Below are 15,058 nucleotides of genomic sequence, written 5' to 3' on the forward strand. Positions count from 1 at the left end.
GAACACTGCCGGGTGGCGGCTTAGCCTTACCCGGCCTACTCATCATTATCCCTTCTCTTTGGCTTTTGCCAGCATGGCGCGAATGTTCGCCACGTTAGCCTGCCCTTTGTGCATCCGCTCTTCCGCGGTAATCACTTTGCGCTCCTGTTCCCAGATCAGATCGTCCTGCGGCAGTTCCAGCAGGAAACGGCTGGGTTCCGGGCGCACGAGTTCACCGTACTGACGGCGCTCTTTACAGAGCGTGAACGTCAGCTCCTTTTGCGCGCGGGTGATCCCCACGTAGGCCAGACGGCGCTCCTCGTCGACATTATCTTCATCAATGCTGCTCTGGTGCGGCAATAAACCTTCTTCCATACCGACCAGATACACATACGGGAACTCCAGCCCCTTTGACGCATGCAGCGTCATCAGCTGAACCTGGTCGGCCTCTTCTTCGCTCTCGCCGCGCTCCATCATGTCGCGCAGGGTAAAGCGGGTGACCACCTGCGTTAACGTCATCGGCTCATCTATCTCAGAGCCTTCCAGCATTTCGGTCATCCAGCTAAAAAGCTGGTTAACGTTTTTCATACGCATTTCTGCCGCTTTCGGGCTGGCAGAGGTTTCGTACAGCCAGGATTCGTAGTCAATGCCGTGGATCAGATCGCGTACCGCCGCCACGGGTTCGCGCTCAGCCAGGCGCTGCACTTCACCCAGCCAGTGAGTAAAGCGGGTTAAATTATCATACCCGCGCCCCGTCAGCGTCTGGCTCAGCCCCATATCAAAGCTGGCGGTAAACAGGCTCTTATTGCGGGTCATCGCCCATTCGCCCAGCTTTTGCAGCGTCGCCGGACCAATCTCGCGCTTTGGTGTATTCACGATGCGCAGAAATGCGCTGTCGTCATCCGGGTTCGTGAGCACGCGCAGATAGGCCAGCAGATCTTTAATTTCTGGCCGCGAGAAGAACGAAGTGCCGCCGGAAATTTTGTACGGAATGCGGTTCTGCATCAGCATCTTTTCAAAGACGCGCGACTGGTGATTGCCGCGATAGAGGATCGCGTAATCCTTGTATTCGGTTTTATTGACGAAGTGGTGGGCGATCAGTTCGCCCGTCACGCGCTCCGCCTCATGCTCTTCATTATTGGCGCTGAGCACCTTCAGCTCCGTACCGTAGCCAAGCTCGGAGAAGAGACGCTTTTCAAAAACGTGCGGGTTATTGGCAATCAGGATGTTTGCCGCCTTCAGGATGCGCCCGGAGGAACGGTAGTTCTGCTCCAGCTTAATCACCTGCAGCGCGGGGAAATCTTTGCTCAGAAGCACCAGGTTTTGCGGGCGTGCGCCGCGCCAGGAGTAAATTGACTGGTCATCATCGCCAACCACGGTGAAGCGCGCGCGCTGCCCCACCAGCAGCTTCACCAGCTCGTACTGGCTGGTGTTGGTGTCCTGATATTCATCCACCAGCAGGTAGCGGATTTTATTCTGCCAGCGCTCGCGCACCTCTTCATTTCGCTGTAAAAGCAGCGTCGGTAAGAGGATCAGATCGTCGAAGTCCAGCACGTTGCACGCTTTCATGTGCGCGTCGTACAGACCATAGCAGTGGGCAAAGATCCGATCCCGTTCGCCTTTGGCGATCGCCGCAGCCTGGGCCGGGGTCATCAGATCGTTTTTCCAGTTCGAGATCGTTGAGATCAGCTGCTGCAACAGCACCTTATCATCCTCGATCAGCCCCTCGGTGAGCTCTTTGAGCAACGCCACCTGGTCGGTGTCATCGAACAGCGAAAAGTTGGATTTCATCCCCAGCGCGGCGTATTCACGTTTAATGATATCCAGCCCCAGCGTGTGGAAGGTAGAGATCATCAGCCCGCGCGCCTCTTTGCGCCCCAGCGTCTGGCCAACACGCTCTTTCATCTCGCGCGCCGCTTTGTTGGTAAAGGTAACCGCCGCAATGTGGCGGGCCTGATAGCCGCAGCCGCGGATCAGGTGCGCAATCTTATTGGTGATGACGCGCGTTTTACCGGATCCTGCACCCGCCAGCACCAGACACGGTCCGGTTACAAATTCGACGGCTTGTTGTTGTCCGGGATTTAAACGCATAAATGATCGCTCAATGAAAGTCAGGAGGGGAGAATAACAGCGTGGTAGTATAGCGAGCCTAATCCATACCACTCAAGGCACGATCATGGCAAAAACAGCAGCAGCACTGCATATTCTTGTTAAAGAAGAGAAACTGGCTCTGGATCTTCTGGAGCAGATCAAAAACGGCGCCGACTTCGGCAAGCTGGCGAAGAAGCACTCTATTTGTCCGTCAGGCAAGCGTGGCGGCGATTTAGGCGAATTCCGTCAAGGCCAGATGGTTCCGGCGTTCGATAAAGTGGTCTTCTCCTGCCCGGTGCTGGAGCCAACCGGTCCGCTGCATACCCAGTTCGGTTATCACATTATTAAAGTGCTGTATCGCAAATAAAAAAGCCAGGTGGCGGCTGCGCCTTACCCGGCCTACATCTTACGTTTTTGTAGGTCGGGTAAGCGAAGCGCCACCCGACAAGGTTGTTAACCTGCTACAGCAATACGTTTCATATCAGTCATGTAGCCGCGCAGTTTGTGGCCCACTTTCTCGATCTGGTGGCTGCGAATCGCTTCGTTTACGTCGCGCAGCTGCGCGTTGTCTACCGCACCTTCCGCAATCGCTTTGCCCAGATCGCCCGTCTGCAGGGTAGTCATGAACTCTTTCAGCAGCGGTACGCAGGCGTAAGAGAACAGATAGTTACCGTATTCTGCGGTATCAGAGATAACCACGTTCATTTCGTACAGACGCTTACGGGCAATGGTGTTCGCGATCAGCGGCAGCTCGTGCAGAGATTCGTAGTACGCCGACTCTTCGATGATGCCGGAATCCACCATGGTTTCGAACGCCAGCTCAACGCCTGCTTTCACCATCGCAATCATCAGTACGCCTTTATCGAAGTACTCCTGCTCGCCGATTTTACCTTCATACTGCGGCGCAGTTTCGAACGCGGTTTTACCGGTCTCTTCACGCCAGGTCAGCAGTTTCTTGTCGTCGTTGGCCCAGTCCGCCATCATGCCGGAAGAGAATTCGCCGGAGATGATGTCGTCCATATGTTTCTGGAACAGCGGCGCCATAATGGTTTTCAGCTGTTCAGACAAAGCGTAAGCACGCAGTTTTGCCGGGTTGGACAGACGGTCCATCATGAGCGTAATACCGCCCTGCTTCAGCGCTTCGGTGATGGTTTCCCAGCCGAACTGAATCAGTTTTTCTGCGTATGCCGGGTCGGTACCTTCTTCCACCAGCTTGTCGAAGCAAAGCAGAGAACCCGCCTGCAGCATGCCACACAGAATGGTCTGCTCGCCCATCAGGTCAGATTTCACTTCCGCAACGAAGGAAGATTCCAGCACGCCAGCGCGGTGACCGCCGGTCGCCGCAGCCCAGGCTTTGGCAATCGCCATGCCTTCGCCTTTCGGATCGTTTTCCGGGTGAACTGCGATAAGCGTCGGCACGCCGAAGCCACGCTTGTACTCTTCACGCACTTCGGTACCCGGGCACTTCGGCGCCACCATCACTACGGTGATGTCTTTACGGATCTGCTCGCCCACTTCAACGATGTTGAAGCCGTGGGAGTAACCCAGCGCGGCGCCGTCTTTCATCAGCGGCTGTACGGAACGCACCACGTCAGAGTGCTGCTTGTCCGGCGTCAGGTTAACGACCAGGTCCGCCTGCGGGATCAGCTCTTCATAGGTACCCACTTTGAAGCCGTTTTCAGTCGCTTTACGCCATGAAGCGCGCTTCTCGGCAATCGCTTCTTTACGCAGGGCGTAAGAGATATCCAGACCGGAGTCACGCATGTTCAGGCCCTGGTTCAGACCCTGTGCGCCACAGCCGACGATGACCACTTTTTTACCCTGAAGGTAGCTCGCGCCATCGGCAAATTCATCGCGCGCCATGAAGCGGCATTTGCCCAGCTGCGCCAGCTGCTGGCGCAAGTTCAGTGTATTAAAGTAGTTAGCCATGGGTGATACCTCGTGATGTTGTGTGTCTTATTGTTCGGTTCGCGTTTCAGCGAGAATGTACCCACATTACAACAGGAAATTTATTGCGGAAATTGATATATTCACAACGTCACATTGCAATTTTTGCAATGTAAAAAGAGGGAGTGGAATCGGTGGATTTACGCGATCTAAAAATGTTCCTGCACCTGGCGGAAAGCCGTCACTTTGGCCGCAGCGCCCGGGCGATGCACGTCAGCCCGTCCACGCTTTCGCGCCAGATCCAGCGCCTTGAGGAAGACCTCGGCCAGCCGCTTTTCGCGCGCGATAACCGTACCGTTACCCTCACGGAAGCGGGCGAAGAGCTGCGCATTTTTGCCCAGCAGACGCTATTACAGTACCAGCAGCTGCGGCACTCTATTGATCAGCAGGGGCCATCACTCTCCGGTGAGCTGCATATTTTCTGCTCCGTGACCGCCGCCTACAGCCATCTGCCCCCCATTCTCGACCGCTTCCGCGCAGCGCATCCGTCGGTTGAAATTAAGCTCACCACCGGCGACGCCGCCGACGCAATGGAAAAAGTGGTGACCGGCGAAGCGGATCTGGCCATTGCCGGAAAACCCGAAACCCTGCCGGGCGCGGTGGCGTTCTCAATGCTGGAGAATCTGGCTGTGGTGCTGATTGCCCCGGCGCTGCCCTGCCCGGTGCGTAATCAGGTATCGGTAGAAAAACCGGACTGGTCGACGGTGCCGTTTATCATGGCCGATCAGGGGCCGGTGCGCCGCCGCATCGAGCTGTGGTTCCGCCGTCAGAAAATCAGCAATCCGTCGATTTACGCCACCGTTAGCGGTCATGAGGCGATGGTGTCGATGGTGGCGCTCGGCTGCGGCGTGGCGCTGCTGCCGGAAGTGGTGCTGGAAAACAGCCCGGAACCGGTGCGTAATCGCGTGATGATTCTGGAGCGCAGCGACGAGAAGACGCCGTTTGAGCTAGGCGTGTGCGCACAAAAAAAGCGGCTGCATGAGCCGCTTATTGATGCGTTCTGGACGATATTGCCGAACCACTAGCCAGCCAGAAAGAACCTGAACGCCGGGTTATGGGTTTCGTCGTGGCACTCATAGCCCAGCTCGTTCAGCCGCGTTTCGAAATCCGGCTCGTGCTCGCCCAGTTCGAACGCCGCCAGCACGCGCCCGTAGTCGGTGCCGTGGCTGCGGTAGTGGAACAGAGAGATGTTCCAGTGCGTGCCCAACGTGTGCAGGAACTTGAGCAACGCGCCCGGTGATTCCGGGAACTCGAAGCTGAACAGGCGTTCCTGGAGCGGCTTTGAGGGACGACCGCCAACCATGTAACGCACGTGCAGCTTCGCCATTTCATCGTCGGACAGATCGACCACGCTGTAGCCGCCATCGTGCAGCAGGCTGAGGATCTCTTTACGTTCCTCCACGCCCCGGCTCAGACGCACGCCGACAAAAATGCAGGCATCTTTCGCATCGGCAAAGCGGTAGTTGAACTCCGTTACCGAACGACCGCCCAGCAGCTGGCAGAACTTGAGGAAGCTGCCCTTCTCTTCCGGAATCGTCACCGCCAGCAGCGCTTCACGCTGTTCGCCCAGCTCGCAGCGCTCGGAAACGTAGCGCAGGCCGTGGAAGTTCACGTTCGCACCAGAGAGCACGTGCGCCAGCCGCTCGCCGCGAATGTTGTGCTGGGCGATGTATTTTTTCATCCCCGCCAGCGCCAGCGCGCCGGACGGCTCCGCCACCGCACGTACATCTTCGAACAGATCTTTCATTGCCGCGCAGATGGCGTCGCTGTCGACGGTGACGATATCGTCGAGATACTCCTGGCACAGGCGGAAGGTTTCATCGCCAATGCGCTTCACCGCCACGCCCTCGGCAAACAGCCCGACACGCGGCAGGTCTACCGGATGACCGGCGTCCAGCGCCGCCTTCAGGCAGGCAGAGTCTTCCGCCTCAACGGCGATGACTTTGATCTGCGGCATCAGCTGTTTAATCAGCACCGCCACGCCTGCGGCCAGCCCGCCGCCGCCCACTGGGACGAAGACGCGGTCGAGATGGGCATCCTGCTGCAACAGCTCAAGCGCCAGCGTGCCCTGCCCGGCAATCACCATCGGGTGATCGAACGGCGGCACCCAGGTAAAGCCCTGCTGCTGCGCCAGCTCAATCGCTTTGGCTTTGGCTTCGTCAAAATTCGCGCCGTGGAGCAGCACTTCCCCGCCAAAACCGCGCACCGCGTCGACTTTGATGTCCGCGGTAGCAACCGGCATCACGATCAGCGCTTTCAGACCCAGACGGGCCGAGGAGAAGGCAACGCCCTGGGCGTGGTTGCCCGCCGACGCGGTAATGACGCCGCGCGCTTTCTGCTCATCCGTCAGCCCAGCCATCATCGCGTAGGCACCGCGCAGCTTAAAGCTGTGCACCGGCTGGCGGTCTTCGCGCTTCACCAGAATGACGTTGTCGAGGCGCGAGGAGAGTTTTTCCATTTTTTGCAGGGGCGTGACCTGCACAGCTTCATAGACCGGCGCGCGTAGCACCGCTCTCAGGTATTCCGCCCCCTCAGGGGCGGCGGATAAGGGTTGTGACTCGGCCATCATTAGCCCCCAAGTTTAGATTTATCGCGCACCGCGCCTTTATCTGCACTGGTTGCAAGGCTCGCGTAGGCGCGCAGGGCGAAGGAGACTTCGCGCTGGCGATCTTTCGGCGTCCAGGCTTTGTCGCCGCGGGCTTCCTGCGCTTCACGACGGGCCGCAATCTCCTGGTCGCTCAGCTTGAGCTGAATGCCGCGATTCGGAATGTCGATTTCGATCAGGTCGCCATCTTCGATGATCGCGATGTTGCCGCCGCTTGCCGCTTCCGGGGAGACGTGGCCGATGGAGAGACCAGACGTGCCGCCGGAGAAACGCCCGTCGGTGATCAGCGCGCAGGCTTTACCGAGGCCCATGGATTTCAGGAAGGTGGTTGGGTAGAGCATCTCCTGCATGCCCGGACCGCCTTTCGGCCCTTCGTAGCGAATGACAACCACGTCGCCTTCCACCACTTTGCCGCCGAGGATGGCGTCTACCGCCTCGTCCTGGCTTTCGTACACTTTCGCCGGACCGGTGAATTTCAGGATACTGTCGTCCACGCCTGCGGTTTTCACGATGCAGCCGTTTTCCGCAAAGTTACCGTACAGCACCGCCAGACCGCCGTCTTTGCTGTAGGCGTGCTCCAGCGAGCGGATGCAGCCTTCAGCACGGTCGTCATCCAGCGTGTCCCAGCGGCAATCCTGCGAGAACGCCTGGGTGGTGCGAATACCGGCCGGACCGGCGCGGAACATCTTTTTCACCGCGTCGTCTTTGGTCAGCATCACGTCGTACTGGTCCAGCGATTCCGGCAGCGTCAGGCCGAGGACGTTTTTCACGTCGCGGTTCAGCAGCCCGGCGCGATCCAGCTCGCCCAGGATACCTATGACACCACCCGCACGGTGCACGTCTTCCATGTGGTACTTCTGGGTACTCGGCGCGACTTTACACAGCTGCGGCACTTTGCGGGAGAGCTTGTCGATGTCGCTCATGGTGAAGTCGATTTCGGCTTCCTGCGCGGCGGCCAGCAGGTGCAGAACGGTGTTAGTGGAGCCGCCCATGGCGATATCCAGCGTCATGGCGTTTTCGAACGCCGCTTTACTGGCGATATTGCGCGGCAGCGCGCTGGCATCGTCCTCCTCGTAGTAGCGTTTGGTCAGCTCAACGATACGTTTACCGGCGTTGAGGAACAGCTGCTTACGGTCGGCGTGGGTCGCCAGCAGCGAGCCGTTGCCCGGCTGGGAAAGGCCCAGCGCTTCGGTCAGGCAGTTCATGGAGTTGGCCGTGAACATGCCGGAACAAGAGCCGCAGGTCGGGCACGCGGAGCGTTCCACCTGATCGCTCTGCTCGTCAGAGACTTTCGGGTCTGCGCCCTGGATCATCGCATCGACCAGGTCGAGCTTGATGATTTTGTCGGAGAGCTTGGTTTTACCCGCCTCCATCGGACCGCCGGAGACGAAGATCACCGGAATGTTCAGGCGCAGGGAGGCCATCAGCATCCCCGGGGTGATTTTGTCGCAGTTGGAGATACAGACCATCGCATCGGCGCAGTGGGCGTTGACCATATACTCCACCGAGTCGGCGATCAGCTCGCGCGACGGCAGTGAATAGAGCATTCCCCCGTGGCCCATTGCGATACCATCATCCACCGCAATGGTGTTGAACTCTTTCGCCACGCCGCCGGAGGCTTCGATTTGCTCGGCAACCAGCTTACCGAGATCGCGCAGATGCACGTGGCCCGGTACAAACTGGGTGAAAGAGTTCACCACGGCGATAATTGGCTTGCCGAAATCGGCGTCGGTCATTCCGGTGGCGCGCCACAGTGCGCGGGCACCCGCCATGTTACGGCCGTGGGTGGTGGTGGCTGAACGATACTTAGGCATGCTTTATTGACTCCCGTCTGACTATTTAATGGGACGGTGCGTGCCGTCCCACATTTATATTTAGTGATTAACCTGATCCAACCAGCCGTATTTGTCTTCTGTTTCGCCGGTGAAAAGGCCGAAGAAGGCTTGCTGGATGCGTTTGGTCACTGGACCACAGCGACCTTCACCCACCTGAATACCGTCGACGCTGCGAACCGGCGTGATTTCAGCCGCGGTACCGGACATGAACACTTCGTCTGCCAGGTAGAGGGATTCGCGGGACAGCACCTGCTCGCGCACTTCGATACCCAGATCTTTCGCCAGCTTGATGATGGCGTCGCGGGTGATGCCCGGCAGCGCGGAAGAGGTGAACGGCGGGGTAAACAGAATGCCGTCTTTTACTTCAAACAGGTTTTCGCCCGCGCCTTCTGAGATGTAGCCGTTCACGTCGAGGGCGATGCCTTCCTGATAGCCGTGGCGGCGCGCTTCGCTGCCGACCAGCAGTGAGGAGAGGTAGTTACCGCCCGCTTTTGCGGCAGTCGGGATGGTATTTGGCGCCACGCGGTTCCAGGAAGAAACCATTGCGTCGATCCCCTGATCCAGTGCTTCTGCGCCCAGGTAGGCGCCCCACGGGAACGCAGCAATGATCACATCGGTGTTGTAACCGGCCGGCGGGTTCACGCCCATGCCCACGTCACCCACAAAGACCAGCGGACGAATATAGGCGCTGGTCAGTTTGTTCTGGCGAATCACTTCGCGGCAGGCTTCCATCAGCTCATCAACGCTTTGAGAGACCGGGAAACGATAAATTTTGGCTGAGTCATGCAGACGCTGCATGTGTTCGCGATGGCGGAACACCACTGGCCCTTTGTGAGAATCGTAGCAACGGATGCCTTCAAACACGGAGGTACCGTAGTGCAGCGCGTGGGACATCACGTGAACTTTCGCGTCTTCCCAGCGAACCATCTCACCATTGAACCAAATGTAATCAGCTTTTTTTGTCGTCATTTTTTCGTCCTGTCACGCTCAAGCGCGGATTTGTTGTGATGTGGTTGTGCTCTGGCAGATGGCAACATGGGCAACGTCTACCAGCTTTGATAACTGACTAAACAGTAAGTCGACCGGCCGCGGGCTGGCAACGGTTAATTCGATACTGATGTTCTGGGCGTCGGTGGCCGTTTCCATATTCATAGAGCAAATCTGAAAGCCACGGTGGCGAACCACGCGCAATACGCGTTCTAACGTTTCCGGGTTGAAGCGAGCCTGCACGGCGACCTGATGTTGCATCATGATAATTTCTCCAGCATTTGTGAGTTACTGGCACCGGGCGGTACCAACGGCCAGACGTTCTCAAGCTCGTCGATTGAGACATGAAGCAGGTATGGCCCTTCGCTTGACAGCATGGTGTCGAGTGCCGCTTCAACCTGGTCTTTACGGGTGATGTGCTGGCCAGGAATGCCGAAGGCGCTGGCCAGGGTGAGGAAATCGGGGTTATCGGTCAGGGTTGTCTCGCTGTAACGCTCCTGGAAGAACAGCTGCTGCCACTGGCGAACCATCCCTAAACGCTGGTTATCGAGCAACACGATCTTCAGCGGTAACTGCTTGCGCTTCACGGTGCCGAGCTCCTGAACGTTCATCATGAAGGAGCCGTCACCGGAGATACAGATCACGGTATCGTTCGGGCGGGCCACCTGTGCGCCAACGGCTGCCGGCAGGCCAAAGCCCATCGTGCCTAAGCCGCTGGAGGTGATGAAGTTCTCCGGGCGGGTGTAGGTCATATGCTGGGCTGACCACATCTGATGCTGGCCCACATCCGTCGTCACCACGCTGTCGGCGGGTTTACGGTCGGACAACTGCTTCAACAGCAGCGGTGCGTAGATGGCATCGCCGGGGTGATCGTAACGCCAGGCATGCTCAGCGCGCATGTCTGCGGTGTGCTGACGCCATGCGTTGATATCCAGCGGCTGCTCCAGCGCCGGTAACAGCGCGTTAAGATCGCCCTGCAACGCCACGTGCGCCTGACGCAGTTTGTTCATCTCCGCCGGGTCGATATCCATATGGATCACTTTGGCATTCGGCGCGAAGGTATTCAGCTTGCCGGTGACGCGGTCGTCAAAACGGGCGCCTGCGACGATAAGCAAGTCGCACTCCTGCACCGCCAGGTTTGCCGCTTTAGTGCCGTGCATTCCCAGCATGCCGAGGTAGTACGGGTAGTCCGCGTCTACCGCACCCAGACCTTTCAGGGTGCAGGTGGCGGGCATTTGCGTGGTTGCAAGGAACGCGCGAAGCGCCGGAACAGCCTGCGCCATCCCCACCCCGCCGCCGACGTACAGCATCGGCTGCTTCGCCTGCGCCATCATCTGACGCGCCTCTTCAACCTCTGCATGCGGAAACGCATCGTCGCTTTTCACGGTGGAGAAATGCGGCTCCAGATCGCCAGGTGCAACCTGGATATCTTTCGGGATATCTACCAGAACCGGGCCAGGACGGCCAGAACTGGCAACCTCGAACGCTTCGGCCATCACGCGCGGCAGCTCTTCGAGGGACTGAACGAGGAAGCTGTGCTTGGTGCAGGCCAGCGATAAGCCGAGGACGTCTACTTCCTGGAAGGCATCGGTGCCGATGAACGGAGAGGCCACTTGACCGGTAATCGCCACGACAGGAACGGAATCGAGCAGCGCGTCAGCCAGGCCGGTGATCAGGTTCGTTGCGCCCGGACCTGAGGTCGCCATGCACACACCGGTTTTACCGGTCGCGCGGGCATAGCCGATGGCTGCCATCGCTGCGCCCTGCTCGTGTCGGCACAAGAGGTGTTCCACGCCGCCGTCATACAGTGCATCGTAAATCGGCATAATTGCGCCACCTGGATAACCGAATACGGTTTCGACTCCCTGCGCGCGCAACGCATGTACTACCCATTGTGCCCCATTCATAGTTAGTTCCCCGTCATAAATCTGGAGAAACAGAATTTTGTGCTAGTCGTCATTCTCTGCTCCTCATTTAAGTTTTTTAGTCATAAAAAAACCCCCGGACCTTTCGGTGCGGGGGTCTTAGTTCGTTAAGGCTTGATTTCTAAGCCTTTCCTCGTCCAAGTGCAGCCCCGCACGGTGGGATAATAATCACCACCACGCTAATCACGACCAGGCTAATCACTCGTAGAAGGGCTGTCATTTTCAGTTCTTTTTGCATCTTGTTCGAAGGAATACCTAAAGAGTTATCACAGTTTTTAAATCAAACACAAGATTTATTTATGAAGGATTTGATTAGCAAGCGAACCAAATTTCATGAACGCATTGTTTTATATGAGGAAATTTGGAAGTGAATATTTTTCATTTTTTATTGCAGATCTAACCGTTAAAGCGCGCCTTTTTACATTTTGCGAGTGTGCTTCCACGGTGATGCAATGGTTTCAATGCCCCCTGAAAATCTCTGAACAGGCAGCGTAAATACGTCAAAAGAGGCTAAACAGAGCAAACAGGCACTGGCATAGTCAAACCAGGAGGTAGTACAAATGTCACTGTCGGTTGTTTATACGCGAGCAGCTCTCGGGGTAAAGGCTCCGCTTATTTCCGTAGAGGTTCATTTGAGTAATGGGCTGCCCGGACTCACGCTTGTAGGGTTACCTGAAACCACGGTTAAAGAGGCCAGGGACCGCGTTCGTAGCGCAATAATAAACAGCGGTTATACCTTCCCCGCAAAGAAGATCACCATCAACCTTGCTCCCGCCGACCTGCCCAAAGAGGGGGGGCGATACGATTTACCTATCGCAATTGCGCTTCTCGCGGCTTCTGAGCAGCTTAATACGACCAGGCTAGGCTCGTATGAGTTCGTGGGTGAACTCGCGCTCACAGGCGCACTGAGAGGCGTTCCCGGTGCGATATCGGGAGCGCTGGAAGCCATACGTGCAGGGCGGCAAATCGTTGTGGCCAATGAAAACGCATCAGAAGTGAGTCTTATTGCAGAAAAGGGATGTCTTATCGCCGGGCATCTTCAGGAAGTGTGCGCCTGGCTGGAAGGCCGCCATGAACTGTCCGAGCCGGAAGAGTGCGACGAGGCTATAGCGGATGCGCCAGAAGACCTCAGCGAGATCATGGGACAGGAGCAAGGGAAACGGGCGCTGGAGATTACGGCAGCGGGTGGGCACAATCTCCTGCTGATTGGCCCGCCGGGTACGGGCAAAACCATGCTGGCGAGCAGGCTAAGCGGGTTGCTCCCGCCGCTTAATAACCATGAAGCGCTGGAAAGCGCCGCCATCTATAGCCTGATCGGTTCGACGTCGTTGCACAAACAGTGGCGTCGACGTCCCTTTCGTTCCCCGCATCATAGCGCGTCACTGACGGCAATGGTCGGCGGTGGGTCTATTCCGGGGCCGGGTGAGATCTCGCTGGCACACAATGGCATTCTGTTTCTCGATGAGTTGCCTGAGTTTGAGCGCCGCGTGCTGGATGCGCTGAGGGAGCCCATTGAATCCGGTGAGATACATATTTCACGCACGCGAGCCAAAATAAGCTATCCCGCCCGTTTTCAGCTCGTGGCGGCGATGAACCCCAGTCCGACGGGGCATTATCAGGGCAACCATAACCGCTGTACGCCAGAGCAGACGCTGCGCTATCTGGGAAAGCTGTCTGGCCCGTTTCTCGACCGTTTCGATTTATCACTGGAAATCCCCCTTCCGCCGCCGGGCCTGCTCAGGCAGACGGATAAACTGGGTGAAAGCTCCGCGCATGTTCGCGAGCGGGTTATCGCGGCACAGGCGAGACAGTATGCCCGTCAAAACAGGCTGAATGCACGACTGGATAATGCAGGGATCCGACAGTTTTGTTCTCTTAACGTTGAAGATGCGGCTTGGCTGGAGGAGACGTTGACGCGCTTTGGGCTTTCCATACGTGCGTGGCAGCGCTTGTTAAAAGTAGCCAGAACCATTGCGGACGTGGAGGGCTGTACTGATATTGCGAGGAAACACTTGCAGGAAGCGCTGAGCTATCGGGCGATCGATCGTTTGCTTTTGCATCTGCAAAAGTTACTGGCATAAAAAAAGGGGCCGTAGCCCCTTTTTTTATTAGTCGTCAGACTCGGTGTAGTCTTCTGCACCTTCCATCTGCGGTTTACCGCCAGACAGCGTATGGAAACGTTTTGGACGCTTAATGCGAGCCATGTACTTGATCCATACACGTTCTGCTTCAGACTGCGGCTCACGCTCACCACGGCACACTGAGACAAACTGCTTTTCATCTTCAGTTGCAGGCTCACGTTTACCCAGATCCAGCTCGTTAAAGGCATAACCATGACGCTCAAGCAGCTGCGCCTCTTTGATGGTGAAATCGCCGTGACGAGAGAACCCGCGCGGATAATGTTTATTGTCGAAAAAACGATTAGTCGTCGTAAAGCTTTCCGCCATCCTACACGCTCCTAATTCTTTGGCCGAGCTATTTATGGCGCGGAGTATTAGTTACGCTTGACAGAGTGTAAAACAAAACATTTAAATCATAACGACAAATTATTTTGCGGAGAAAGATGTGGATACGGAATTGCTAAAAACTTTCCTTGAAGTGAGCAGAACGCGTCACTTCGGGCGAGCCGCTGAAGCCCTTTACCTGACGCAGTCAGCAGTCAGTTTTCGTATTCGACAGCTGGAAAATCAACTGGGTGTGAATCTTTTTACCCGCCATCGCAACAATATCCGCCTCACGCCTGCTGGTGAAAAACTGCTTCCGTATGCGGAGACATTGATGAATACCTGGCAGGCAGCGCGCAAAGAGGTTGCGCATACGTCGAGGCACAACGAGTTCTCGATAGGGGCCAGCGCATCTCTGTGGGAATGCATGCTCAGTCAGTGGCTTACCCGGCTATATCACTCCCATGGCCATTTACAGTTTGAAGCCAGAATTGCGCAACGTCAGTCGCTGGTTAAGCAACTTCATGAGCGTCAATTGGATCTGCTGATCACTACAGAAGCCCCCAAGATGGACGAATTTAGCAGCCAGATTGTTGGACAGTTCGGTCTAGCTCTTTATGCTTCTGAACCCTCAAAGATGAAAGCAGACCTGACCTATTTGCGGCTGGAGTGGGGACCTGATTTTCAGCAACATGAGACGGGATTGATCGCACCTGATGATGTTCCACAGTTAACAACCAGTTCTGCCGAGATTGCCTGTCAGCAACTCCCCTTGCTGAAGGGTTGCACCTGGTTACCAGTCCGTTGGGCAGATACCAAGCCTGGACTGCATACCGTGGTGGATTCCACTACCCTTTCGCGGCCGCTGTATGCGATTTGGTTGCAAAATAGCGACAAGCAATCGCAAATAAAAGATCTATTAAAAATCAATGTAATGGATTGATGCTGAGGCCAGCAGGGACGCTGGCTGCATTTAAGAATGCTGAAATCTCATCGGGTTTCAGGCAAAAAAAAATCCTTTGCCGAAGCAAAGGATTCTATATGGCAGGGGCGGAGAGACTCGAACTCGCGACACCCGGTTTTGGAGACCGGTGCTCTACCAACTGAGCTACGCCCCTAAAGTTTTTTGCCACTAAGCCTGCCATTACTGGCAGGCTTAACGTCTTAATAAGTGGCGGAACGGACGGGACTCGAACCCGCGACCCCCTGCGTGACAGGCAGGTATTCTAACCGACTGAACTACCG

14 protein-coding genes and 1 tRNA gene are annotated in these 15,058 nt (G+C 56.6%); 4 read left to right on the plus strand and 11 right to left on the minus strand.

Annotated elements, in window-relative coordinates; translation table 11 throughout:
• Positions 1-45: 45 nt before the first annotated feature.
• Positions 46-2,070 carry a DNA helicase Rep gene (rep, locus tag IM303_RS20995; RefSeq protein ID WP_028014817.1) on the minus strand — a complete coding sequence of 675 codons (2,025 nt, stop codon included), beginning with the start codon at positions 2,068-2,070 and terminating at the stop codon, positions 46-48.
• Between the two features lie 85 nt (positions 2,071-2,155).
• On the opposite strand from rep, the gene ppiC reads away from it, so the two are divergent.
• Positions 2,156-2,437 carry a peptidylprolyl isomerase PpiC gene (gene ppiC / locus IM303_RS21000; protein ID WP_004886861.1) on the plus strand — a complete coding sequence of 94 codons (282 nt, stop codon included), beginning with the start codon at positions 2,156-2,158 and terminating at the stop codon, positions 2,435-2,437.
• An 86-nt stretch (positions 2,438-2,523) separates the two neighbouring features.
• Here the strand turns inward: ppiC and ilvC are convergent, their stop codons facing one another.
• Positions 2,524-3,999: a ketol-acid reductoisomerase gene (gene ilvC, locus IM303_RS21005; protein ID WP_021242831.1), complete on the minus strand. Its 1,476-nt coding sequence runs from the start codon at positions 3,997-3,999 to the stop codon at positions 2,524-2,526.
• Between the two features lie 152 nt (positions 4,000-4,151).
• On the opposite strand from ilvC, the gene ilvY reads away from it, so the two are divergent.
• Positions 4,152-5,042, plus strand: a complete 891-nt coding sequence (ilvY, locus tag IM303_RS21010) for an HTH-type transcriptional activator IlvY (protein ID WP_193360228.1) — start codon at positions 4,152-4,154, stop codon at positions 5,040-5,042.
• On the opposite strand, the gene ilvA is transcribed toward ilvY, so the two are convergent.
• The 7 genes from ilvA to ilvL all read right to left on the minus strand — a co-directional run bounded on the left by ilvA (position 5,039) and on the right by ilvL (position 11,589).
• On the minus strand, positions 5,039-6,583 hold the full coding sequence (gene ilvA / locus IM303_RS21015) for a threonine ammonia-lyase, biosynthetic (RefSeq protein ID WP_032660750.1): 1,545 nt from the start codon (positions 6,581-6,583) through the stop codon (positions 5,039-5,041). The genes ilvY and ilvA overlap by 4 nt on opposite strands.
• A gap of 2 nt (positions 6,584-6,585) precedes the next feature.
• Positions 6,586-8,436 (minus strand): dihydroxy-acid dehydratase, encoded by a 1,851-nt coding sequence (gene ilvD, locus IM303_RS21020; protein WP_193360229.1) that lies wholly within the window; start codon positions 8,434-8,436, stop codon positions 6,586-6,588.
• Positions 8,437-8,496: 60 nt separating this feature from the next.
• Positions 8,497-9,426 carry a branched-chain-amino-acid transaminase gene (gene ilvE, locus IM303_RS21025; protein WP_003860182.1) on the minus strand — a complete coding sequence of 310 codons (930 nt, stop codon included), beginning with the start codon at positions 9,424-9,426 and terminating at the stop codon, positions 8,497-8,499.
• Positions 9,427-9,444: 18 nt separating this feature from the next.
• A complete protein-coding gene (ilvM, locus tag IM303_RS21030) occupies positions 9,445-9,708 on the minus strand; it encodes an acetolactate synthase 2 small subunit (protein WP_003860184.1) in 264 nt (87 codons plus the stop codon).
• Positions 9,705-11,351: an acetolactate synthase 2 catalytic subunit gene (ilvG, locus tag IM303_RS21035; RefSeq protein ID WP_069733812.1), complete on the minus strand. Its 1,647-nt coding sequence runs from the start codon at positions 11,349-11,351 to the stop codon at positions 9,705-9,707. Before ilvG ends, ilvM begins: the two co-directional genes overlap by 4 nt.
• Before the next feature lie 2 nt (positions 11,352-11,353).
• On the minus strand, positions 11,354-11,404 hold the full coding sequence (ilvX, locus tag IM303_RS21040; protein WP_166792073.1) for a peptide IlvX: 51 nt from the start codon (positions 11,402-11,404) through the stop codon (positions 11,354-11,356).
• Positions 11,405-11,490: 86 nt separating this feature from the next.
• Positions 11,491-11,589 (minus strand): ilv operon leader peptide, encoded by a 99-nt coding sequence (gene ilvL, locus IM303_RS21045; RefSeq protein WP_001311244.1) that lies wholly within the window; start codon positions 11,587-11,589, stop codon positions 11,491-11,493.
• Positions 11,590-11,929: 340 nt separating this feature from the next.
• Between ilvL and IM303_RS21050 the strand changes: the two genes are divergently transcribed.
• Positions 11,930-13,450, plus strand: coding sequence for a YifB family Mg chelatase-like AAA ATPase (locus IM303_RS21050; protein ID WP_048959813.1), 1,521 nt, complete (start codon positions 11,930-11,932; stop codon positions 13,448-13,450).
• A 27-nt stretch (positions 13,451-13,477) separates the two neighbouring features.
• On the opposite strand, the gene IM303_RS21055 is transcribed toward IM303_RS21050, so the two are convergent.
• On the minus strand, positions 13,478-13,816 hold the full coding sequence (locus IM303_RS21055; protein WP_008501577.1) for a DUF413 domain-containing protein: 339 nt from the start codon (positions 13,814-13,816) through the stop codon (positions 13,478-13,480).
• A gap of 118 nt (positions 13,817-13,934) precedes the next feature.
• On the opposite strand from IM303_RS21055, the gene hdfR reads away from it, so the two are divergent.
• Positions 13,935-14,756 carry an HTH-type transcriptional regulator HdfR gene (gene hdfR / locus IM303_RS21060; protein WP_028014823.1) on the plus strand — a complete coding sequence of 274 codons (822 nt, stop codon included), beginning with the start codon at positions 13,935-13,937 and terminating at the stop codon, positions 14,754-14,756.
• Positions 14,757-14,855: 99 nt separating this feature from the next.
• Here hdfR and IM303_RS21065 read toward each other — a convergent pair.
• Positions 14,856-14,931 (minus strand) — tRNA-Trp (locus IM303_RS21065).
• Between the last annotated feature and the right edge of the window lie 127 nt (positions 14,932-15,058).

The organism is Enterobacter cloacae complex sp. P38RS, from assembly GCF_014930775.1.
In the GTDB taxonomy this organism is placed as follows: Bacteria; Pseudomonadota; Gammaproteobacteria; order Enterobacterales; family Enterobacteriaceae; genus Enterobacter; species Enterobacter bugandensis.